Source organism: Bradyrhizobium sp. USDA 4501 (genome assembly GCF_054062115.1).
In genome coordinates this window covers 195,945-217,918 of record NZ_JBSSEX010000001.1, presented here as the reverse complement: position 1 = coordinate 217,918, position 21,974 = coordinate 195,945, and the positions used below count along the sequence as shown (strand labels likewise).

The window sequence follows — 21,974 nt, the reverse complement described above, 5'->3', positions numbered from 1 at the left end:
AGCGGAAGGCGGCCACGGGTGAAACCAAACTGCGGGAAGGGGCCGTGAGGCGACCATCGACATGGCAGCATCACGCGAAGCAAACAAACAGCACCGCAAACATCTGACGCGGGAGAAGCGCGCAGAGGCCTCCCGGCTGGCATTCAACATGGCCAAGAAATCCGACTCGATCGGCGAGGCCGCCGAGGTGATCGCCAAGACGTATGGTGTCAGCAAGACAACCGCGCAAAGCTGGATCCGGCGCGGGCGGTATTTGGCTGATCAAGCCAAGAAGGCGCGGGCGACGACGCGGCGCTGATAGCTCCGGTAACCCGACGGTTGAGAGCGGGCCGGACGGTCCGCACGCGGCGATTTACCGCGCGGTCGGCGGCAGCTCCGCGGCCACCTGCCAGGCGTCATCGTCGCTGCCTGAAGGCGCATTTTCCGGCTGATTTCCAGCCTCATCAGACTTTCGTTTAATTGGCGCGGTCATGCCATTGTCGCGTTTCCGTGACGCCGCCTTCCGTGTTAAAGGGCCGACCCAGAGCGCCTCGGCAAGCCTTTCACGCGGCTGCCGGAGAACTGCTTGCGGTCACTGGGAAACGCCCCTGAAGGAGAAGTCTTACGATGAAGCGTCGTGATTTTTTGAAAGTTTCTGCGGCCGGTGCTGCCGCGACGGCGGTTGCCGCGCCGGCGATCGCGCAGTCCTCGCCTGAAATCAAGTGGCGCCTGACCTCGAGCTTCCCGAAGTCGCTGGACACCATCTATGGCGGTGCCGTCGAGCTGTCGAAGTACGTCGCCGAAATGACCGACAACAAGTTCCAGATCCAGGTGTTCGCGGCGGGCGAAGTCGTCCCCGGCCTGCAGGCGCTGGACGCGACCTCCAACGGCACGGTCGAGATGTCGCACACCGTCGCCTACTACTATGTCGGCAAGGACCCGACCTTCGCGATCTACGCGTCGGTGCCGTTCGGTCTCAATGCCCGCATGCAGAACTCCTGGTGGTATCAGGGCGGTGGCCAGGAGCTCGGCAACGAGTTCTTCAAGAAGTTCGGCGTGATCGGTTTCCCGACCGGCAACACCGGCACCCAGATGGGCGGCTGGTTCCGCAAGGAGATCAAGACCGTCGCCGACATGTCGGGCCTGAAGATGCGCATCGGCGGCATTGCCGGCCAGGTGCTGCAGAAGGTCGGCGTGGTGCCGCAGCAGCTCGCCGGCGGCGACATCTATCCGGCGCTCGAAAAGGGCACCATCGACGCGGCCGAGTGGGTCGGTCCCTATGACGACGAGAAACTCGGCTTCCAGAAGGTCGCCAAGTACTACTACTATCCGGGCTTCTGGGAAGGCGGTCCGACCGTGCACTCCTTCGTCAACCTGGAGAAGTGGAACGCGCTGCCGAAGAACTACCAGGCGATCCTGGCCAACGGCGCCGCCAACGCCAACAGCTGGATGGCCGCGCGCTACGACATGCAGAACCCCTCCGCGCTGAAGCGGCTGGTTGCCGGCGGCACGCAGCTGCGTCCGTTCACCAACGAGGTGCTCGAGGCCTGCCTCAAGGCGACCAACGAGCTGTGGGGTGAAATCTCGGCCAAGAATGCCGACTTCAAGAAGTCGATCGAGGCCATGCAGGCGTACCGCTCCGACCAGTATCTGTGGTGGCAGGTCGCCGAATACACCTTCGACAGCTTCATGATCCGCTCGCGCACCCGCGGCTGATTGGCGTCTAGCCTTTTGGACGAGCGTTCGCGCGACGCGAACGCATTGCCCGGCCTCCGCAAGGAGGCCGGGTTTTTTGCGTCTGGCATTCGTGAAGGGGATGCTCCATGCTCGCATCCGAAGCCTCGGCACGAAGGCGGCGTGTGATCGGTCACCGGTCATGACGGCAAAAAGAAAAGCGGCGCGACGATCGAAAGCAGTCGACGCTCGGACAACACAATCGAACAGGGCAGGATTCAAATGAAGCGAAGAGATTTCATCAAGGTCACGGGTCTGGGCGTCGCCGGCGCCGCCACGGTCGCAGCTCCCGCGATCGCGCAGTCGATGCCGGAGCTCAAGTGGCGCTTGACGACGAGCTGGCCGAAGTCGCTCGACACGCTGCACGGCGGCGCCGAGCTGATGGCGAAGGCGGTCGGTGAAGCCACCGACAACAAATTCCAGATCCAGACCTTTGCCGCGGGCGAGATCGTGCCGGGCCTGCAGGTGCTCGACGCCGTGCAGAACGGCACCGTCGAGATGGGGCACACCGCGCCCTATTATTATTTCGGCAAGGACCCGACCTTCACCTTCGGCTCGGCGGTGCCGTTCGGGCCCAACATGCGCCTCAACCAGGCCTGGTTCATGCTGGGCGGCGGCAAGGACCTGCTCAACGAGTTCTACAAGAGCTACAACGTCACCTCGCTGCTCGCCGGCAACACCGGCTGCCAGATGGGTGGCTGGTTCCGCAAGGAGATCAACAGCGTCGACGATCTCAAGGGCCTCAAATTCCGCATCGGCGGCTTTGCCGGCAAGGTGATGCAGAAGCTCGGCGCGGTGCCGCAGCAGCTCGCCGGCGGCGACATCTATCCGGCGCTCGAGAAGGGCACCATCGATGCGGCCGAGTGGGTTGGTCCCTACGACGACGAGAAGCTCGGCTTCTACAAGGTCGCGCCGAACTATTACTTCCCCGGCTGGTGGGAAGGCGGCCCCATGCTGGTGGCGATGATCAATCTCGACAAGTGGAACGCGCTGCCGAAGCATTATCAGTTCGTGCTCGAGCAGGCAGGCCATCTCGCCAACAACTGGATGATGGCGCGCTACGACCAGGCCAATCCGATCGCACTGAAGAAGCTGCTCGCGGTCGGCACCAAGCTGCGTCCGTTCCCGCCTGCGGTGATGGAAGCTTCCTTCAAGGCCGCCAAGGAGCTGCATGCCGAGGTTTCCGCGACCAACGCCAACTTCAAGAAGGTCTATGACTCGCTGACCTCGTTCTCCAACAACGGCTATCAATGGTTCCAGGTCGCCGAGGTCGGCTACGACAATTTCATGGCGCGCCACTCGCAGGCGTGATTGCTGCGAGTTGGACAGGAAATCAGCCTCGGAGCGAAAGCGCCGGGGCTTTTTCCATGCCGCGATCGCGGCCGCGGCGCGACGCGGCTTGCGAAGACGCATGACCGCCGGTCGCTGGCCGTGGCGGCAGCTGCCAGTTCTCGATCTCCGGGCGCGAACGCGCAATCCGTTATGTTATCATGGCTAGCTGACGTCAGCCTTACACGGGCGCAATCAAAGGCGCCTGGCGTAGATTTTGATTGCAGCGGGGAGGCGGTATCTGTTTTCAGGGCAGTAACACGAGCTGGAGCAACATGCGCTTGTGTCGCCATCGAGACGTCACCTTCGCATGCGTCTTGTTTTGACGACAGCAAGCAGAAGATCGATTGAATGAAGTCAGGATTGCTGCGATGCGCCTTCTGATCGTCGAGGACAATGTCGAGCTCTCGCGGCTGCTCGCCAGCGGGCTGATGGCGGCGGGATATGAGTCCGATGTCGTCAACAGCGTTGCCGAGGCGCGCGATGCGCTGCGCAGCGTCAGTTATGCCGCCATGATCCTCGATCTCGGTCTGCCCGACGGCGATGGCTTGTCGGTGCTGTCGGAGCTTCGCCGCAAGACCGATCCGCTGCCGGTCCTGGTGCTGACCGCGCGGGGCGGCCTGCAGGATCGGGTCAGCGGCCTGCGCAGCGGCGCGGACGACTATCTGGCGAAGCCGTTCGCGCTGGAGGAGCTGGTGGCGCGGCTCGAAGCCATCCTGCGCCGACCCGGCCAGCTGCTCGGCTCCTCGCTGAAGCTCGCCAATCTGGTCTACGACACCGAGAGCAAGCAGGTGTTCGTCGACGGCGCTCCGCACGTGTTCTCGGCGCGCGAGACGTCGGTGCTGGAGATCCTGTTGCGACGGCAGGGGCGGGTGGTGCCGAAGAAGAATGTCGAGGACCACATCTTCGGCCTGTCCGGCGAGGTCGCCTCGAACGCGGTCGAGGTCTACGTGTCGCGGCTGCGCAAGCTGCTCACCGAGCACCGCGCCAGGGTCATCATTCATACCATTCGGGGCGTCGGTTATCTGATGGCGGAGGAGAAGTAGGCGTGTTCCGCTTCAAGTCGCTGACGTCGCGGATCGCGTTCCTGCACATCGTGGCGGTCGCGGTCGCGGCGATCTTCCTGCCGCTGCTGCTGCTGTGGCTGTTGAATTCGGAGATCAATCAGCTGCATCGCGAAGCGATGCGCGACCAGGCCGCCGATCTCGGCCAGAACCTCTCGGTCGATGCCGCGGGCAAGGTGCAACTCAACCTGCCGGACAGCCTGAAGGGACTCTATTCCGACGCCTATGGCCGCTACCGCTACGACATCTACGATGCCGACGGTCACCTGCTGTTTTCGTCGCATCGCGAGGCGCCGCGACTGCCGGCGTCCGCCAACCGGATTTCCGGTGCCAGCGTCACCAAGCTGCTCGGCGGCCAGACGCTGCGCATCCTGGTCGCCGAGGACCTGTCGCATCGCGACGTGATCATCGACGACATCGTCTCCAATTTCTTTCGGCGGGTCGGCTGGATCACCATCCCGATCCTTCTGATCCTGCTTGCCACCGACATCCTGATCTTCCGCCGCGCGGTGACACCGCTGTTGCGGGCCTCGGAGGAGGCGAGAAGCATCGGGCCGGCAAGGACCGATATCCGCCTCCCGACGGAGGGGATTCCGAGCGAGATCCTGCCGCTGGTGACCGCCGTCAACCAGGCGTTCGATCGCCTTGAGGAAGGCTTTCACGTGCAGCGCCAGTTCACGGCCGATGCCGCGCATCAGCTGCGCACGCCGCTTGCGATCCTCAGGACCCGGATCGAGACGCTCGATGCGGCCAAGGGGACCAGGGAGCTGCATGCCGACATCGAGAGCATGAGCCGCATCGTCAGCCAGCTGCTCGAGATCGCCGAGCTCGACACGCTGGTGCTGGATCCCGGCGAGACCGCGGATTTGCGCGCGGTGTGCGCCGAGGTGGTCGGCTCGATCGCGCCCTACGCGCTGGCGCAGCGGAAAGATATCGCGTTGCGCGGCACCGACAGTCCGGTGCAGGTCAGGGGCAATGCGGAGATGCTGCAGCGGGCGATCTTCAATCTGGCGGAGAACGCCATCAAGTACACCGCCGAGAGAACCTCGGTCGATGTCGAGGTGCACGACAATGGTTCGGTGCAGGTGCGCGACTGCGGGCCGGGGATTGCGCCCGCCGAGCAGGGGCTGATCTTCCAGCGCTTCTGGCGCAGCGATCGCCAGCGCACCGACGGCGCGGGGCTCGGGCTCTCGATCGTGCGCGGCGTCGTCGACGATCACGATGCGACGGTGAGGGTGGAGAACCTGCCGTCCGGCGGCGCCCAGTTCACGCTGCGCTTCCGCCTCGCCAAGGCGGAGCCGGCGGCGTCCTGAGCCGGCCAGCGAACGCGCCGCGGCCTTGCCGGTCTACTTCACCTTGCCGTCGGACAGATCCATGATCATGCGCGTGATCAAATAGAGGCGCGGCACGATGCTGTTGATCTGCACGTATTCCGCATCGTTGGAGTGCGCGCCGAAGCCCGACAGGCCCATGCCTTCCACCACGGCGCCCTTGGTCTTGAGGGCGGCAAATGCGGCGTCGGTGCCGCCGCCGGTGGCCCGCTCGGCGACGTTCAGCGACAGGCCGAGTTCCTGATAAATCGTCTTGCCGTGGCCGGCCACGCGGCGCGAGGTGTCGCTGGCTTCGAGCGGCGGGCGGCGCACCTCGAACTTCACGTCCACCCTGGAGTCCGGCAGCAGGCGGTTCTTGATCCTGTCCTGCAGGGCTTTCTCGAGCTCGTCGAAATCCGCCACCTTGAGCGCGCGCGCATCGGCCTGGGCGGTGGCTTCGGCGGGGATCACGTTGCGGTTGGTGCCGGACTTGGACACCGTCCAGTTCAGCTTCAGGCCCTGCTCCGGCTTGGACAGGTCCTTCATCTGCAGCACCTGGTGGGACAGCTCATAGAGCGCATTCACGCCGCCTTCGGGCCTGGCGCCGGCATGCGACGACTTGCCGTGCACCGTGAGGTAGGCCGAGCCGATGCCGCTGGTGGCGAGGCGCAGCGTGCCGTCGGTGCCGCCGCCCTCGAACGAGAACACGGCATCCTGTTCCGCGGCGAGGCGGGTGATGGTGCTGCGCCAGCCGGGCGAAGAGATCTCCTCGTCGCCATTGATCAGCACGGTGAGCGTGCCGTAATTTTTGAAGTTCAGCTTCTGCAGCAACGCCGCGGCGTGGAGGATGGTGGCGACGCCCTGCTTGTCATCGGCAATGCCGAGCCCATAGGCCTTGTCGCCATCGATGCGGAAGGGTTGGTCCTTCAGCATGCCCTTGAGATACACCGTATCCATGTGCGCGATCAGCATGATCTTCGCGCTGCCCGTGCCCTTGAAGACGGCCTGCACGGCGGGACCGATCTTCTCCGGCGTGTCGTCGAGGCGGTAGATATCGGTGGTCTGCAGGATATCGACCGTGCCGCCGAGCTGCCTGAGCTGGCCGGCGACGCGCTCGGCGAGCTGGTTCAGGCCCTCGATGTCCTTGCTGCCGGATTCGATCTGCACGAGGTCGCGCAGGGTGTCGAGCAGCGGCTGCTGTTCCTGTTGCGCCAGCGCGCGAATGTCGGCTGCATGCGCTGCGGGCGCGGCAAGCGCCAGACCAAGCGACAGCATCAGCGGGCGAATGAGCGAGCGGGCGGGATGCAATCGGGGCATGGCGGCGATCTGTGAGTTGGAGGACGATCCGTATCCCCGTCTTCACAGGCCTCGCCGGTGCCGTCAACAGCGGCGTGCCTCGCGCCCGCGAGCGTTTTCGAGCGAAGTGGACGCCGGTTCGCGTGAAGAAAACGCGACAAAACGAGAATCCAGGGCTTCGGTTCTGATTTAATCAGAACCGAAATGCTCTGGGCACGCCGAATGCGCTGATGCCGGGCTACTGTTTCGGCTGTCCGAAGTCGAGCGGCGGCAGGTCGATCTGCGGCACCTCGATCTTGACCTTGTTGAGGTCGACATCGAGCGGCTTGTCGAGCAGTCCGGTGACGACGACCGGGAACGCGATCACCAGCGCCACCATGATCGCCTGCAAGCCGATCCACGGCATTGCGCCCCAGTAGATGTCCGAGCTCTTCACTTCCTTGGGCGCCACGCCGCGCAGATAGAACAGCGCGAAGCCGAATGGCGGATGCAGGAACGAGGTCTGCATGTTGACGCAGAGCATCACGCCGAACCAGATCAGCGCGGCGTCGGGGCCGACCACCGGCGCCAGCACCTTCTGCGCGATCGGCGCGACCATCGGCAGGATGATGAAGGCGATCTCGAAGAAGTCGAGGAAGAACGCCAGGAAGAAGATGAACAGGTTGATGAAGATCAGGAAGCCCCAGACGCCGCCGGGCAGCGAGGTCAGATGGTGCTCCAGCCAGGTGCCGCCGGATACGCCGAGGAACACGACCGAGAAGCAGGTCGAGCCGATCAGGATGAAGGTGACCATGCAGGTGATCCGCATGGTGGTCTCGTAGCCCTGCTTGATCAGGTCGCGCAGGTCCGGGATCTTGACGGCCTCGAGGCAGATCCAGACCACCGCGGCGTAGGTGATCGCGAAGGCGAGCTTGAAGAGCAGGTTCTCGCTGTAGAGCATCGCGATGATGGTGCCGATGCCGCCGGCGATCACACCGACCATCAGCACCTTGTTGCCGGTGGCGCTGAAATCCTTGTGGTGGATGGCGGCGAGCACGATGGCGCCGACCGCGCCCATGGCGCCGGCTTCCGTCGGGGTCGCAAGGCCCATCATCATGGTGCCGAGCACGACGAAGATCAGTACCGCCGAGGGGATGATGCCGAGCAGGCACTTCTTCCACAGCGCCCACCCGGTCAGCGTGCGCGCCTCGATCGGCACCGCCGGCACATGGCTCGGCTTGAAGATGCCGAGCAGGAAGGTGTAGCCGGCGAACAGCAGGATCTGGAACACCGATGGGCCCCAGGCGCCGAGATACATGTCGCCGACCGACTTGCCGAGCTGGTCGGCGAGCACGATCAGGACGAGAGAGGGAGGGACAAGTTGCGTGATGGTGCCGGAGGCGGCGAGCACGCCCGTGATGTAGCGGATGTTGTAGCCGTAGCGGATCATCACCGGCATCGAGATCAGCGCCATCGCGATCACCTGCGCCGCCACCGTGCCGGTGATGGCGCCGAGGATGAAGCCGACGATGATCACGGAATAGCCGAGGCCGCCGCGGATCGGGCCGAACAGCTGGCCCATCGAATCCAGCATGTCCTCGGCGAGCCCGCATCTCTCCAATATCGCGCCCATGAAGGTGAAGAAAGGGATCGCCAGCAGCAGCTCGTTGGACAGCACGCTGCCGAAGATGCGGCCCGGGATCGCCTGCAGGAAGTTGAGGTCGAAGAAGCCGAGATAGATCGAGAGGAACCCGAACGACAGGCCGACCGCGGCGAGCGTGAACGCCACCGGATAACCGATCAGCATCGCTACGATCAGGCCGCCGAACATCAGTGGCGGCATCATCTCCAGCGTGATCATTGAGTCGGCCTCTCATACTTCGCGTCGATGGTCACGTAGCCCTGCAGCGCGGCGATCCGCTTGATCACCTCTGAGACGCCTTGCAGCGCAAGCATCACGAAGCCGGACGGGATAACGAACTTGATCGGCCAGCGCAGCAGGCCGCCGGCGTTGCCGCTCATCTCGCCGACTGCATAGGCCTGGTAGAAGAACGGCCATGACAGATAGGCGAGCAGGAGGCAGGCCGGGATCAGGAAGAACAGCGTTCCGATCAGGTCGAGCCAGAGCTGGCCGCGTTCGGACAGCATCAGATACATGATCTCGACGCGGACATGCTCGTTGCGCTTGAAGGTGTAGGAGGCGCCGAACATCACGAGGATCGCGAACATGTACCACTGCGCCTCGAGCCAGCCGTTCGACGAGTAGCTGAACGCGTAGCGGATCATGGCGTTGCCGGCGCTGACCAGGCACGAGATCAGCACCAGCAGGTTGCAGATGTAGCCGATCTTCTCGTTGAGTTGGTCGATGGCCTGACTTAATGCCAACAATGGGCGCATCACGATCTCCACGGTCGCGCCATCCGCGCGCCGAATATCTCTTCAAGCATCATCTGGCCGCCGCGCGCATGCGCACGGAGCCACGGCTCACTTTCAGGAGCAGTTGCAAACGTTCGTCCTCCCCCGAAATCCGCTTCAGCCGTTCTTGGCTGCCGGGAATCGTCGACAGGAGCCGACGGAGGGCAGCGGCCTATGCTGGCCAGACTAGCGTGAAAGCTGATTCACCAAATCAGCGCCATGGAACGCCGTCAATCGGAAAATGGACAAATTGACGCCGCGGCAAACTGTTGTCCCGCCTTGGTAATCGGGGGACAGGCCGCGCGTCGGGAGGGAGCTTGAAGACTAGCCGCCGGTCACGCTCATGTGGCGGCTGACGCTCGGACGGTTGTGGCGGCGGTCGATGATGAAATCGTGCCCCTTCGGCTTCAGTCCGATGGCCCGGTCGATGGCCGCCGCCAGCAAATCGTTGTCGGCGGAGGCACGCAGCGGCCGGCGCAGGTCGGAGGCGTCCTCGTGGCCGAGGCAGGTGTGCAGCGTGCCGGTGCAGGTGATCCGCACCCGGTTGCAGGATTCGCAGAAATTATGGGTCATCGGCGTGATGAAGCCGAGCTTGCCGCCGGTCTCGGCGACCCGGACGTAGCGAGCGGGGCCGCCGGTGTCGTCGGGCAGATCGGTCAGCGTGTAGTGTTTCTCGAGCCGCGCGCGCATCAAGGACAGCGGCACGTACTGATCGATCCGGCCTTCGCCGATGTCGCCCATCGGCATCACCTCGATCAAGGTGAGGCCCATGCCCTTGCCGTGCGCCCATTCCATCAGCGCCGGTATCTCGTCCTCGTTCAGGTTCTTCAGCGCGACCGCGTTGATCTTGACCGCGAGTCCCGCCGACCGCGCCGCCTCGATGCCCGACAGCACCTTGTCGATGTCGCCCCAGCGGGTGATGGCCCGGAATTTTACGGGGTCGAGGGTGTCGAGCGAGACGTTGACGCGGCGCACACCGCAATCGGCCAGCTCCTGGGCGAAGCGCGCCAGCTGCGAACCGTTGGTGGTCAGCGTCAATTCGTCGAGTGCGCCCGTGGTCAGATGCCGCGACAGCGAGCGCACCAGGCCCATCACGTTGCGGCGGACCAGCGGCTCGCCGCCGGTGAGGCGGATCTTGCGCACGCCCTTGGCGACGAACGCCGAGCAGAGCCGGTCGAGCTCTTCCAGCGTCAAGAGATCGGCCTTCGGCAGGAAGGTCATGTCCTCCGACATGCAGTAGAAGCAGCGCAGGTCGCAGCGGTCGGTGACGGAGACGCGCAAATAACGGATGGTCCGGCCGAACGGATCGGTCATCGGACGAAACAGCGTGTCGGAATGTGCTTGCGTGGATCCGTTCATTCAGTTCGGGCCTTGCAATCTGTTTCCTGCCTGCCGCGCCGTGATCGGCTCCGGCATCCGCAATCTATGCATGTTGGCGCGTTGTCACAATGCGTCCCAAGGGATGATCGTATGGATGATCCGCAGCATGCAAAGCGATAGGCGAGGCAGATCGCGCGATGCATGATCGCAATCGCGGATGTGTCTCGACCAAATGCAAAAACCAGGCTTTGGGCCGCGCTCTTGTGCAGTGCAAATCCGGTGCAGCCCGCGCTAGCGCGACGGAGCCGCGGCCGGCGCCGGCGCGGCCGCGCTCGGGGCGGGGAACGCGGAGTCTGGAGCGGCGGCGGCAGGCGCCGCGGCGGCAGCCGGCTTCGGCTTCTTCTTTTTCGGCCGCATCTTCGCCGCGCGCGGCGGCGGTCCGGCCGGCTGCAGCTCGGCGAACACCGGACTGGGATCCAGCGTCGTGGTCGCCGGCGTGGTGAAGTCGCCGGGAACGCGAGTCACGGTGACCGGAACGGTCGCCGGCTGGAACTTCGGCATGTTGAAGGTGACGGAGAAGTTGGTCTCCGGCGCCGGGATCGACACGGTGCAGGGCGTCTTGCAGCCCGGTCCGAGCGAGGTCACGGCGTCGGCGCCCGGCGGGTTTGAATCCAGCTGCACCGGCATCGGCGGTGGCGCCGACTTGAACGAATCCAATGAGAAAGAGGAGCAGCCGGCCAGGCTCAGCCCGGCGGCCGCAATTACGATGATACGACGCATGATCCACACTCTACTGCGGCAATCAGCCACAATCCCCGGAGCGGACCATAGGTGCGTCGGAACAGAGGCGCAACAGCGGGGGCCCTGCTCGTTAAAGGATGGTTAATGGTGGAATCGCATGGCTAAATATTGCCAAGCGATATCAGTGTGTTGCGGAAAGTTTATGCCGCGCTCAGGCTGGCGACGGCGTCCGGCAGATCGCGCATATGGCTGATCAGCCGGTCCGGCTTCAGCTCGGTCATCGGAACGTCGGTATAGCCAAAATCGACGCCGATCACCGGGACCTGGGCGCGCCTTGCGACCCCGACATCGGGGCCAGCATCGCCGACCATGATGGCGCCGGGCAGCCGGCCGCCGGCGCGGGCCACCGTTTCGCGCAGGAACGTCGGATCGGGTTTTGCGATGCCGAAGGTATCGGCGCCGCAGATCGCGGCGAAGCGCTTGGTCAGGCCGAGCCGGTCGAGCAGCAGCTTCGACAGCCATTCCAGCTTGTTGGTGCACACCGCAAAGCGATGGCCCTTTGCCTCGAGCCGGTCGAGCGCGGCCTCGAGCCCGTCGAAAGGTCGCGAGCCGTCGGCGATATGCTCGGCATAATAGTCGACGAAATCCGCGGTCAAGCGGTCGAGGTCACCGACGCTGACCGCGCGTCCTTCCACCTCGAGCCCGCGTTCGAGCAGCTTGCGCGCGCCGGCGCCGATCATGTTGCGCGCGGCCGCCAGCGGCACCGGCCGCAGGCCCTCGCGGTCGAGCACATGGTTCAGCGCGCCGATCAGATCAGGCGCGGTGTCGACCAGCGTGCCGTCGAGATCGAATACGACGATGGGGGGAGAGGCGGCGGACATGATGCTTTTGGCTATCGGGCCGGGCGCTGCGATGCAAGAGTAGATGTGGGCACGTCATGAGATAGGGGAGGCTGAGATGCGGGAACTTGCCGGAAAAGCCGCTTTCGTCACCGGCGCGGCCAGCGGAATCGGACTGGCGATGGCAACCGCCTTTGCTCGCGAGGGCATGAAGGTGATGCTCGCCGACATTGAAGCCGGTCCGCTGGACAAGGCCGTCGATGCGCTGCGCGCCGGCGGCGCGGATGCTCATGGCGTGGTCTGCGACGTTGCCGATCCCCTAAGCATCGATCGCGCGGCGGAGGCATCGTTCCGCGCCTTCGGCAAGGTCCATGTCGTCTGCAACAATGCCGGCGTCGCGGCCGGCGGCGGCATTGACCCGATCTCGGTCGACGACTGGCGCTGGGTGATCGACGTCAATCTGATGGGCGTCGTGCACGGCATCAGGAGCTTCCTGCCGCACATCCGCGGGCACGGCGAGGGTGGCCATATCGTCAATACGGCTTCGATGGCCGGGATGAATGCCGGGCTTGGCTTGAGCCCGTATTCGGCGACCAAGTTCGCCGTCGTCAGCCTGTCCGAAGGGCTCGCCATGCAGCTCAGGCCGCTCGGGATCGGCGTCAGCGTGCTCTGTCCGAGCTTTGTGCGGACCCGGATCGGCGAGAGCGGGCGCAACCGCCCGGAGCAGTACGGCCCGACCCGTCAGCTCGATCCGGCAAGCCCGATGGCCGCTGTCGTCGCCGAGATCGCGCGACGCCTGGAGGCCGGTCTCGATCCGGCGTCGGTTGCAGGACATGTGCTGGCCGCGATCCGCGACGACCAGTTCTACATTTTCACCCACCCCGGGATGCGGGCCGAGGTCGAACAGCGCTTTTCGGCGATTTTGGCCGCGATGGACGCCGTTTCGGCCTAAAGACTGGTCCGCTTGCCGCTATTCCTGCCTGCAAAACGACGCTAGATATGCGCCCGCCGGGCCACCCGATGGCGGCCCGTAACGGACCAATCGAGGGGCTATCGGCACGTGGACATGGACGCACTGAAACGCCAGGCGGCGGCGCGCGCGCTCGAAGAGGTGCGCGACGGCATGAAGCTCGGGCTCGGCACCGGATCGACCGCGAAGCATTTCGTCGAGCTGCTCGGCGAGAAGGTCCGGTCGGGCATGAAGGTGATCGGCGTGCCGACCTCGGAAGCGACCCGCGCGGATGCGATCCGCTGCGGCATTCCGCTGACCACGCTGGACGAGATCGACCATCTCGACCTCACCATCGACGGCGCCGACGAGATCGACCCGGCGCTCAACCTGATCAAGGGCGGCGGCGGGGCGCTGCTGCGCGAGAAGATCGTCGCGGCCGCCAGTGATCGCATGATCGTGATCGCCGACGACAGCAAATGGGTCGACGTGCTCGGCCGCTTTCCGTTGCCGGTCGAGGTGATCCCGTTCGGGCTCGCCGCGACCCAGGCCGCGATGGCGCGGGCGTTTTCAGAGGCCGGCGTATCCGGCGAAATGCTGGTCCGTCAGGGCAAGGACGGTCACGTTTTTGTCACCGATGGCGGCCACTGGATCGTCGATGCCCATCTCGGCCGGATCGGCGATCCGCCGCGTCTTGCCGGTTTGCTCAGCGTGATTCCGGGCGTGGTCGAACACGGCCTGTTCATCGGGCTTGGCAGCGTCGCCGTGCTGGCCGGCGCGCAGGGAATTCGGGTTGTTGAACGGCCATGAGGCCGCAAGCAAGGAGACTTGGAATGAATCGTTTTTCGGGACTTTTGTCGGCTGCGGCCCTGGCGGCTGGACTGGCGCTCGCACCGGCGATGGCGCAGCAGCCGCAGCTGCCTCCCATGCCCCAGGTCAAGCAGTCGACCCCCGCGGCGATTGGGTACGCCAAGGAAATCCTTCAGATGAAGAACGTGCAGGTGATGTATGCCGGCGCCGTTCCTGGAATCATCGAGAAGACCAAGACCGGTCTGCTCCAGCAATACCTCAACTACCAGAAGGACCTCAACGAGGTCGCGCTCGTCATCGCCAAGAACCTGGGTGGCAGTGAGAAGGAAATCGGCGAAGGCATGGCGCAGCTCTACGCCGCCGAGTTCACCGAGCAGGAGCTGAAGGATCTCGTGATCTTCTACAAGACGCCGCTCGGTCAGAAGCTTCTGACCTCTGAGCCCAAGGCAATCAACGATTCGCTGCAATATATGCAGCAGTGGGCGCAGCAGTTTGGCGTGATCGTCAACGCCCAGTTCAAGGCCGAGATGAAGAAGCGCGGCAAGGATATCTAAACGACGCCTCAGCATGACGGGCGTCAAGTTGAGTGCGCCGCACTATCTACGTCATTGCGAGCGAAGCGAAGCAATCCATTGTCCCAAAAGCGGAGAGATGGATTGTTTCGTCGCTATCGCTCCTCGCAATGACGGCGGTGAAAGACTAGATGCCCTCAAGCTGAGGGAAAGCAGTTGATCAAGCCGAATTCCGGCGATTAGAGCTGAGATTTACCATGGCCGAGTTTGACGTCGACCTGTTTGTCATCGGTGGTGGTTCGGGCGGCGTTCGTGCCGCCCGCATCGCCGCGGGTTACGGTGCGAAGGTCATGGTCGCCGAAGAGTACCGGATGGGCGGCACCTGCGTGATCCGCGGCTGCGTGCCGAAGAAGCTGTTCGTGATCGGCAGCCACGTCCACGACGAGATCGAGGACGCGGCCGGCTTCGGCTGGAGCATCGGGCAGGTCTCGTTCGACTGGGCCACTCTCGTCGCCAACAAGGACAAGGAGATCGCCCGGCTCGAGGGCGCCTACACCACCAACGTCGAGAAGTCGGGCGCACGGATCGCGAAGACCCGCGCGGTGCTTGAGGATGCCCACACCATCAGACTCGCCACCGGCGAGAAGGTGACGGCGAAGTACATCCTGATCGCGACCGGCGGCGCGCCCAATCACGGGCCAATCGTGCCCGGCATCGAGCACGTGATCTCCTCCAACGAGGCGTTTCACCTCAAGGAGCTGCCGAACCGGATCGTGATCCAGGGCGGCGGCTACATCGCGCTGGAATTCGCCGGCATCTTCGCCGGCTTCGGCTCCGACGTCACGGTAATCTATCGCGGCGACAACATCCTGCGCGGCTTCGACGAGGACGTGCGCAAGCATGTCCGCGCCGAGATGGAGAAGCGCGGCATCACCATCATCACCGGATGCACGGTGGCGAAGGTCGACAAGCACGGCCGTGACTTCACCACGCACCTGTCGAGCGGCTCGAGCATCGCCTCCGACCAGGTGATGTTCGCGATCGGCCGGCATCCCAATGTCGCCAATCTCGGGCTTGAGACCGCCGGCGTCGCCATCAATCCCGCCAATGGCGGCATCCAGGTCGACGGCTGGTCGAAGACCTCGGTCGACAACATCTATGCGGTCGGCGACGTCACCCACCGCACCAATCTGACGCCGGTTGCGATCCGCGAGGGCCATGCCTTCGCCGACACGGTGTTCGGCAAGCGCCCGGTCGAGGTCGACCACGCCACGATCCCGACCGCGGTGTTCTCGCAGCCGGAGGTCGGCACCGTTGGTCTGACGGAAGAGGAGGCGCGGGCGCAGTTCAGCCACGTCGACATCTACAAGACCGATTTCCGCCCGATCAAGGCGACGATGTCCGGCCGCGACACCCGCGTGCTGATGAAGCTCGTGGTCGACGGGGCGAGCGACCGCGTGCTCGGCTGCCACATCGTCGGCGATGGCGCCGCCGAAATCACCCAGGCCGTCGCGATCGCCGTCAAGATGAAGGCGACCAAGGCCGATTTCGACGCCACCATCGCGCTGCATCCGACCGCTTCCGAAGAGCTGGTGACGATGCGGACGCCCACCGCGCGCCACGTGCGCCAGGCGGCGGAGTAGCGGTAGCCCGCAGGCCGGCGCTGCCGTCCTGGTGTTCTCCTGGCGATGGGGAACGGGGAATGAGCCCTGCCTGACAGCCCAACGCCGCCCGCTTAAAATACATGCGGACGGCGCTGTCTCTAGCCCCAGGAAGGTTGGCAAAATCCTGATGAGTTTTTGTCTGCGGAAGCGGGGCAAAGGTTTCATACCTCGGAAGGGGTAGCGCGCCTCCGCAAGACCGGCGCCGACGGCCGCGCTTCGTGCCCGGGAATTAGGGCACCCTTGTTGACATGCACATCCACCCGGGACTTTTCCTCAGGGCCGCTTCGCGCGCTCAAATCGAACGCGGTTTCCGGCGAATGGTCTGCGCAACGGCGCTTGTGCACAGGCGATGCGCCATCGGCGCGCGGCCGTCTCGCGCACCCTGGAACCTTGCGCTATGCTGTCCGTTCCACTCTCAAACAGTTTGATGTCTCAAATTGAGGGAGCCGCGCATGAGAGGCCCAACCGAGCAGGAGATCCGGACCCGCGCCTACGAATTATGGAAGGACGCCGGCGAGCCGCCGGGCAAGATGGATCAGCTCTGGTATCAGGCCGAAAAGGAACTGCTGGCGCGGCGGGCCACCAACGGCGAAGCGCCTTGCGACATCAACGGGCACAATGGGCCGAGTACATATCCGGAGAGGCTGAGGGGCGTGCATTGAGTGCGTCGCGCGGCTGAGCTAACGAGTCCGGCAGGCTGGCCCGGACCCGGAGGCATCATGAACGGCGCGATCGATCTTTCGCAGAAACTGTCGACATTCAGTGATCACTGGTCGCCGTGCACCGTGGCGCAATTCAATGCCTGCGACGTCATGGTGGTAAAGGTGCAGGGCGAATTCGTCTGGCACAAGCACGACGACACCGACGATTTCTTCCTCGTGCTGAAAGGCATCCTCGACATCGAGCTGCGCGACCGCACCGTGACGCTAACGCCCGGCCAGATGTACATCGTGCCGAAAGGCGTCGAGCATCGCCCCGTCGCGCGGGAAGAGGTGCATCTGCTGCTGATCGAGCCGACCGGGACACCGAACACGGGCGACGCTGCGACGGCGGCGCCGCGGAAGGTGGTGTGAGGCTGGCAGGATGGGTGGAGCGAAGCGATACCCATCATCTTGACCGCGAATCCGAGTTGAAGAGCAAAGCTCGCGCGATTCATGTCGCGAGAATGCGAAATTATGACTCACCAGCAGCGCAATAAATGCGGCGTCGTCCCTGCTTTCGCATTGCGAAAGCAGGGACGACGACGGAGAGTGCCGCGTCTATCCCTCCGCCTCAATCCACTCCGCGGCACCGCGCCACAGCGCGTCGCGGTGGTCGCTGCGGAAGAAGCCGAGATGGCCGATCGCTTTTGCGCCGGCGTCGGCGGGACGGATCGAGATGATCTCCGGCGTGATCGACGTGAAGGCGGAGCACAGCAATTCGACCGCCGGCCGCGTTGCCCAGGTGTCGTCGGTCATGACAAGCGCGCGGAGCTTGCCCTTGAACTTCGGAAAATTCTCGCGCGCTGTCAGCGTGGCATCATCGAGCAGATAGCGCTCCCGCATCACCCAGCTCCGCCATTGCTCGAACGCGCCCCTCGGCAGGTCCATGCCGAGGCCGGCCCAAGCGGGGAGGTAACCGAGCGTGCGCGCCAGCGGCAGGCCGACGCCGGTCATGAAGGCGACGACGCGGTAGCGCTCGGGCGAGGCCATCAGCTTCCAATAGGCAGCCTGCGATGCGATCAGGAGCGCGCGCGGGATCTCGGCATTGTTGGCAAGCAGCCCGAGCGCCTGGCCGCCGAAGGAGTGGCCGACATAGGCGAAGGGGAGGCTGCGATAGCGCTCGCGCATCCAGCTCACCGCCGCGGTGGCGTCGAGCGCAGCCCAGTCCGCCATCGTGGCCTTGAAGCCGGCCAGTGATTTCGGCTTGTTGAGGCCGGTCGCCGCCATCGGCCGGCTACCGCCGGTGCCGCGGTAGTCGTAGGTCAGTACCGCGGGCGCCGCGGCGGGCGAGGTAGCCGGCGAAGCCGCGATAGACCTTGCGGGGCACGGCAGTCGCCGAATTGATCAGCACGGCCTGACGCCGCGTGCCGCGCGGCAGGAACAGCGTCGCGGCGAGCGGATAGCCATCCGCGGCCGGCACGACGATGTCGTCGCTAAAAACGTCGTCCAGCGCGGCGGAGGCCACGGCGATTTCCCCGGCATTCATGCTATGCTCTACCAAATGCGAATTCGGATTTCCCTGCAAGGGTTTGACCAGATTGCAGGAATCCTTCTAGCGGGAAAGCGGGGCCCTGTGTATAAGCCGGGCTTTCGTCATGCCGTGATTAAGTTGCGGTTTTTGCTCAGGAGTTGACCTCATGTCCGAGCGGTGGACACCCGATAGCTGGCGCGCCAAGAAGGTGCTGCAGGTGCCCGATTATCCCGATGCCAAGGCATTGGCCGATGTCGAGGCCCAGCTGGCGACTTTTCCGCCGCTGGTGTTCGCGGGCGAGGCGCGCAGCCTGAAGAAGGCGCTGGGGCGGGTCGCCGCCGGCGAGGCCTTCCTGCTGCAGGGCGGCGACTGCGCCGAGAGCTTTGCCGAGCACGGCGCCAACAACATCCGCGACTTCTTCCGCGTCCTGTTGCAGATGGCGGTCGTGCTGACCTATGCCGGCGCGCTGCCGGTGGTGAAGGTCGGCCGGATCGCCGGCCAGTTCGCCAAGCCGCGCTCGTCGCCGACCGAGAAGCAGGGCGACGTCGAGCTGCCGAGCTATCGCGGCGACATCGTCAACGACATCGCCTTCACCCCGGAAGCGCGCATTCCCGATCCGCAGCGCCAGCTGATGGCTTATCGGCAATCCGCCGCGACGCTGAACCTGCTGCGCGCGTTCGCCACCGGTGGTTTCGCCAATCTCGGCAGCGTGCATCAGTGGATGCTCGGCTTCCTGAAGGATTCGCCGCAATCACGCCGCTACAAGGAGCTGGCCGACCGTATCTCGGATGCGCTGAACTTCATGCGCGCCTGCGGCCTCGACCTCGAGAGCCATCCCGAGCTGCGCGCCACCGATTTCTACACCAGCCACGAGGCGCTGCTGCTCGGCTACGAGCAGGCGATGACGCGGGTCGATTCCACCACCGGCGACTGGTACGCGACCTCCGGCCACATGATCTGGATCGGCGACCGAACCCGTCAGCTCGATCACGGCCATGTCGAATATTTCCGCGGCATCAAGAACCCGATCGGCCTGAAATGCGGCCCGTCGCTGAAGCCGGACGAACTGTTGAAGCTGATCGACATCCTCAATCCCGACGATGAGCCGGGGCGCCTGACCCTGATCAACCGGTTTGGCGCCGACAAGGTCGGCGACCATCTGCCAGGCCTGATCCGCGCCGTGCAGCGGGAAGGGCGCAAGGTGGTGTGGTCGTGCGATCCGATGCACGGCAACACCATCACCTCGACCTCGGGCTACAAGACGCGGCCGTTCGATCGCGTGCTGTCGGAGGTGAGGTCGTTCTTCCAGATCCACGCTGCCGAAGGCACCCATGCCGGCGGCGTGCACCTGGAGATGACCGGACAGGACGTCACCGAATGCATCGGCGGCGCGCGCGCCATCACCGATGAGGACCTCAACGACCGCTACCACACGGTCTGCGATCCCCGTCTTAATGCCGAACAGTCGATCGACATGGCCTTCCTGATCGCCGAACTCCTGAAGCAGGAGCGCGCCGGCAAGGTCAAGCCGATGCCGGCCGCTGCGGGGTTGTGATTGGGGCTGTGGCTTGGGCAGGCAGTGACTTGGACTTGGGGGCCGTGACTTGCTGAGGTTCTGGCGAGCCACCATCAACTCGCGCAACGGGCTGGCATTCGCCATTCGCTCGGAGCAGGCGATTCGCGAGGAGGTGGTGGCGCTGGCGCTGTCGCTGCCGCTGGCCTGGCTGGTCGGCGCCACCGTGATGCGCCGGGTCGAATTGGTTGCGACCGTGGTGCTGGTGCTCGTCATCGAGCTGCTCAACACCGCGATCGAGAAGCTAGCCGATCGCCTGACCATGGATCACGATCCGCAGATCGGGCGGGTCAAGGACATGGGCTCGGCCGCGGTCGGCGTCGCGCTCGTCATGGCCGGGCTGTTCTGGCTGTTCGCCCTCGCCGAACGCATGGGCGCGTTCTGATTCCCGAGCATGATCCGGAAACGTGGGAACCGGTTTTCCGATCAGATCATGCTCAAAAGAAGCTCCCGCCGGTCATGGCGCGATTTCTGCAATCGCACCATGACTGGAAGATGATTGAAGTTTGCTGTTGTGCAGGACAACTTAAGCGTATGAGCGAACAACAGATCAAGATTACCCTGGCGCAACTCAATCCGACGGTCGGTGACGTCACCGGCAACGCCGCGAGGGCGCGCGCCGCGCGCGAGAAAGCCAAGGCCGACGGCGCCGACCTCGTGGTGCTGTCGGAACTGTTCATCGCCGGCTACCCGCCGGAGGATCTGGTGCTCAAGCCGGCGTTCCAGTCGGCCTGCCGCGCCGCGATCGAGGAACTGGCGCGCGAGACCAGGGATGGTGGCCCAGCGATGCTGATCGGCACGCCGTGGGTCGAGGACGGCAAGCTCTACAATGCCTGCGCGCTGCTCGACGGCGGCCGCATCGCCGCGCTGCGCTTCAAGGCCAATCTGCCGAATTACGGCGTGTTCGACGAGAAGCGGCTGTTCGCGCGCGGCCCGGCGCCGGGCCCGGTGACGGTGCGCGGCGTGCGTATCGGCGTGCCGATCTGCGAGGACATCTGGCTCGAGGAGTCCGAAGAATACGAGAACGTCGTCGAATGTCTCGCCGAGACCGGCGCCGAGATTCTCGTGGTGCCGAACGGCTCGCCCTATGCCCGCGACAAGGCCGACCTCAGGCTGTCGATCGTCGTCGCGCGCGTCACTGAGAGCGGGCTGCCGCTGGTCTATCTCAACGAGGTCGGCGGCCAGGACGAGCTGATCTTCGACGGCGCCTCGTTCGCGCTGAATGCCGATCTTTCCGTCGCGGCGCAGCTTCCGGCGTTCGAGGAGAACATCACGACGCTGACCTGGCGCAAGACCGCCGACGGCTGGCGCTGCAACGGGCCGATCACGGCGCAGCTCGAGGGCGACAAGGCCGACTACGCGGCCTGCGTGCTCGGTCTGCGCGACTATGTCCGCAAGAACGGTTTTCCCGGCGTGCTGCTCGGCGTCTCCGGCGGCATCGACTCGGCGCTGTGCGCGGCGATCGCGGTCGATGCGCTCGGCGCCGACAAGGTGCGCGGCGTGATGCTGCCGTTCCGCTACACCGCGCAGGTGTCGCTCGACGATGCCGCCAAGCTCGCCGCGGCGCTCGGCATCCGCTACGAGATCCTGCCGATCGCCGATGCCGTGAACGGCTTCGAGACGATTCTGGCGCCGGTGTTCAAGGGTCTGGAGCGCGACATCACCGAGGAGAATTTGCAGGCGCGCGCCCGCGGCACGCTGTTGATGGCGATCTCCAACAAGACCGGCGCCATGGTGGTGACCACCGGCAACAAGTCGGAGATGTCGGTCGGCTACGCCACGCTGTACGGCGACATGAACGGCGGCTTCAATCCGATCAAGGACATCTACAAGACCGAGGTGTTTCGCCTGTCGAGCCTGCGCAATGGCTGGAAGCCGGACGGCGCGCTCGGGCCGTCAGGCGAGGTGATCCCGGTCAACATCATCATCCGGCCGCCGACCGCCGAGTTGCGCGAGAACCAGACCGACCAGGATTCGCTGCCGCCCTACGACGTGCTGGACGCGATCCTCGAGCGGCTGGTGGAGCGCGAGGAGCCGCTGGCGACCATCATCGAAGCCGGCTTCGACCGCGACGTGGTGGCCCGGGTCGATCGCCTGCTCAACATCGCCGAATACAAGCGGCGGCAGGCGGCGCCGGGGGTGAAGGTGACGCGGAAGAACTTCGGCCGCGACCGCCGCTATCCCATCACCAACCGCTTCCGCGATTTCGGCAAGGCGCTGCCGGCGCCCGACGAGACGCTGGTGGCGCGCACCTCGCGCGCGTCGGCGGAAGCGTTCGAGGGCTGAAC

The 21,974-nt window shown here is 64.8% G+C and carries 20 protein-coding genes and 1 pseudogene; 14 read left to right on the top strand and 7 right to left on the bottom strand.

What is annotated here, in order from left to right; translation table 11 throughout:
- Positions 1-61 precede the first annotated feature (61 nt).
- The 5 genes from ACVWZM_RS00990 (at position 62) to ACVWZM_RS00970 (ending at position 5,419) form a co-directional block, all read left to right on the top strand.
- Positions 62-298: a hypothetical protein gene (locus tag ACVWZM_RS00990; RefSeq protein WP_076826437.1), complete on the top strand. Its 237-nt coding sequence runs from the start codon at positions 62-64 to the stop codon at positions 296-298.
- A 308-nt stretch (positions 299-606) separates the two neighbouring features.
- Positions 607-1,695, top strand: a complete 1,089-nt coding sequence (locus ACVWZM_RS00985; protein ID WP_092084399.1) for a TRAP transporter substrate-binding protein — start codon at positions 607-609, stop codon at positions 1,693-1,695.
- Positions 1,696-1,935: 240 nt separating this feature from the next.
- The gene (locus tag ACVWZM_RS00980; protein WP_028334238.1) at positions 1,936-3,024 is read left to right on the top strand and encodes a TRAP transporter substrate-binding protein; all 1,089 of its coding nucleotides are present in this window, start codon (positions 1,936-1,938) and stop codon (positions 3,022-3,024) included.
- Positions 3,025-3,413: 389 nt separating this feature from the next.
- Entirely contained in the window at positions 3,414-4,088 is a 675-nt protein-coding gene (locus ACVWZM_RS00975; RefSeq protein WP_028344544.1) for a response regulator transcription factor, read from the top strand.
- Between the two features lie 2 nt (positions 4,089-4,090).
- Positions 4,091-5,419, top strand: a complete 1,329-nt coding sequence (locus ACVWZM_RS00970; protein ID WP_253623955.1) for a sensor histidine kinase — start codon at positions 4,091-4,093, stop codon at positions 5,417-5,419.
- 33 nt (positions 5,420-5,452) lie between these two features.
- Here ACVWZM_RS00970 and ACVWZM_RS00965 read toward each other — a convergent pair whose 3' ends face one another.
- From ACVWZM_RS00965 to ACVWZM_RS00940, 6 genes are all read right to left on the bottom strand, one after another.
- Positions 5,453-6,733, bottom strand: a complete 1,281-nt coding sequence (locus tag ACVWZM_RS00965; protein WP_456851492.1) for a M20/M25/M40 family metallo-hydrolase — start codon at positions 6,731-6,733, stop codon at positions 5,453-5,455.
- 217 nt (positions 6,734-6,950) lie between these two features.
- Entirely contained in the window at positions 6,951-8,552 is a 1,602-nt protein-coding gene (locus ACVWZM_RS00960; RefSeq protein WP_057017254.1) for a TRAP transporter large permease, read from the bottom strand.
- Positions 8,549-9,088, bottom strand: coding sequence for a TRAP transporter small permease subunit (locus tag ACVWZM_RS00955; protein WP_028334243.1), 540 nt, complete (start codon positions 9,086-9,088; stop codon positions 8,549-8,551). Before ACVWZM_RS00955 ends, ACVWZM_RS00960 begins: the two co-directional genes overlap by 4 nt.
- A gap of 342 nt (positions 9,089-9,430) precedes the next feature.
- Positions 9,431-10,465 (bottom strand): GTP 3',8-cyclase MoaA, encoded by a 1,035-nt coding sequence (gene moaA / locus ACVWZM_RS00950; protein ID WP_168858324.1) that lies wholly within the window; start codon positions 10,463-10,465, stop codon positions 9,431-9,433.
- Positions 10,466-10,717: 252 nt separating this feature from the next.
- Positions 10,718-11,206 (bottom strand): hypothetical protein, encoded by a 489-nt coding sequence (locus ACVWZM_RS00945; protein ID WP_456851490.1) that lies wholly within the window; start codon positions 11,204-11,206, stop codon positions 10,718-10,720.
- A 161-nt stretch (positions 11,207-11,367) separates the two neighbouring features.
- On the bottom strand, positions 11,368-12,048 hold the full coding sequence (locus tag ACVWZM_RS00940; protein WP_092084387.1) for an HAD hydrolase-like protein: 681 nt from the start codon (positions 12,046-12,048) through the stop codon (positions 11,368-11,370).
- A 76-nt stretch (positions 12,049-12,124) separates the two neighbouring features.
- Here ACVWZM_RS00940 and ACVWZM_RS00935 point away from each other — a divergent pair, with 76 nt between their 5' ends.
- The 6 genes from ACVWZM_RS00935 to ACVWZM_RS00910 all read left to right on the top strand — a co-directional run bounded on the left by ACVWZM_RS00935 (position 12,125) and on the right by ACVWZM_RS00910 (position 17,014).
- Positions 12,125-12,958, top strand: coding sequence for an SDR family NAD(P)-dependent oxidoreductase (locus ACVWZM_RS00935; protein ID WP_168858327.1), 834 nt, complete (start codon positions 12,125-12,127; stop codon positions 12,956-12,958).
- Positions 12,959-13,066: 108 nt separating this feature from the next.
- Entirely contained in the window at positions 13,067-13,765 is a 699-nt protein-coding gene (gene rpiA, locus ACVWZM_RS00930) for a ribose-5-phosphate isomerase RpiA (RefSeq protein WP_156436204.1), read from the top strand.
- Positions 13,766-13,788: 23 nt separating this feature from the next.
- The gene (locus tag ACVWZM_RS00925; protein WP_057017260.1) at positions 13,789-14,319 is read left to right on the top strand and encodes a DUF2059 domain-containing protein; all 531 of its coding nucleotides are present in this window, start codon (positions 13,789-13,791) and stop codon (positions 14,317-14,319) included.
- A gap of 215 nt (positions 14,320-14,534) precedes the next feature.
- Positions 14,535-15,920, top strand: a complete 1,386-nt coding sequence (gene gor, locus ACVWZM_RS00920) for a glutathione-disulfide reductase (RefSeq protein WP_456851488.1) — start codon at positions 14,535-14,537, stop codon at positions 15,918-15,920.
- A 473-nt stretch (positions 15,921-16,393) separates the two neighbouring features.
- Positions 16,394-16,603, top strand: coding sequence for a DUF2934 domain-containing protein (locus tag ACVWZM_RS00915; protein ID WP_057017262.1), 210 nt, complete (start codon positions 16,394-16,396; stop codon positions 16,601-16,603).
- Positions 16,604-16,660: 57 nt separating this feature from the next.
- Positions 16,661-17,014: a cupin domain-containing protein gene (locus tag ACVWZM_RS00910; RefSeq protein ID WP_456851486.1), complete on the top strand. Its 354-nt coding sequence runs from the start codon at positions 16,661-16,663 to the stop codon at positions 17,012-17,014.
- 186 nt (positions 17,015-17,200) lie between these two features.
- Here the strand turns inward: ACVWZM_RS00910 and ACVWZM_RS00905 are convergent.
- A pseudogene (locus ACVWZM_RS00905) lies at positions 17,201-18,128 on the bottom strand (alpha/beta hydrolase family protein).
- A 151-nt stretch (positions 18,129-18,279) separates the two neighbouring features.
- Here ACVWZM_RS00905 and ACVWZM_RS00900 point away from each other — a divergent pair.
- The 3 genes from ACVWZM_RS00900 (at position 18,280) to ACVWZM_RS00890 (ending at position 21,972) form a co-directional block, all read left to right on the top strand.
- Positions 18,280-19,668, top strand: coding sequence for a class II 3-deoxy-7-phosphoheptulonate synthase (locus ACVWZM_RS00900; RefSeq protein ID WP_028334252.1), 1,389 nt, complete (start codon positions 18,280-18,282; stop codon positions 19,666-19,668).
- Between the two features lie 49 nt (positions 19,669-19,717).
- A complete protein-coding gene (locus ACVWZM_RS00895; protein ID WP_028334253.1) occupies positions 19,718-20,071 on the top strand; it encodes a diacylglycerol kinase in 354 nt (117 codons plus the stop codon).
- Between the two features lie 149 nt (positions 20,072-20,220).
- Positions 20,221-21,972 (top strand): NAD+ synthase, encoded by a 1,752-nt coding sequence (locus ACVWZM_RS00890; protein WP_456851484.1) that lies wholly within the window; start codon positions 20,221-20,223, stop codon positions 21,970-21,972.
- Positions 21,973-21,974: the final 2 nt, after the last annotated feature.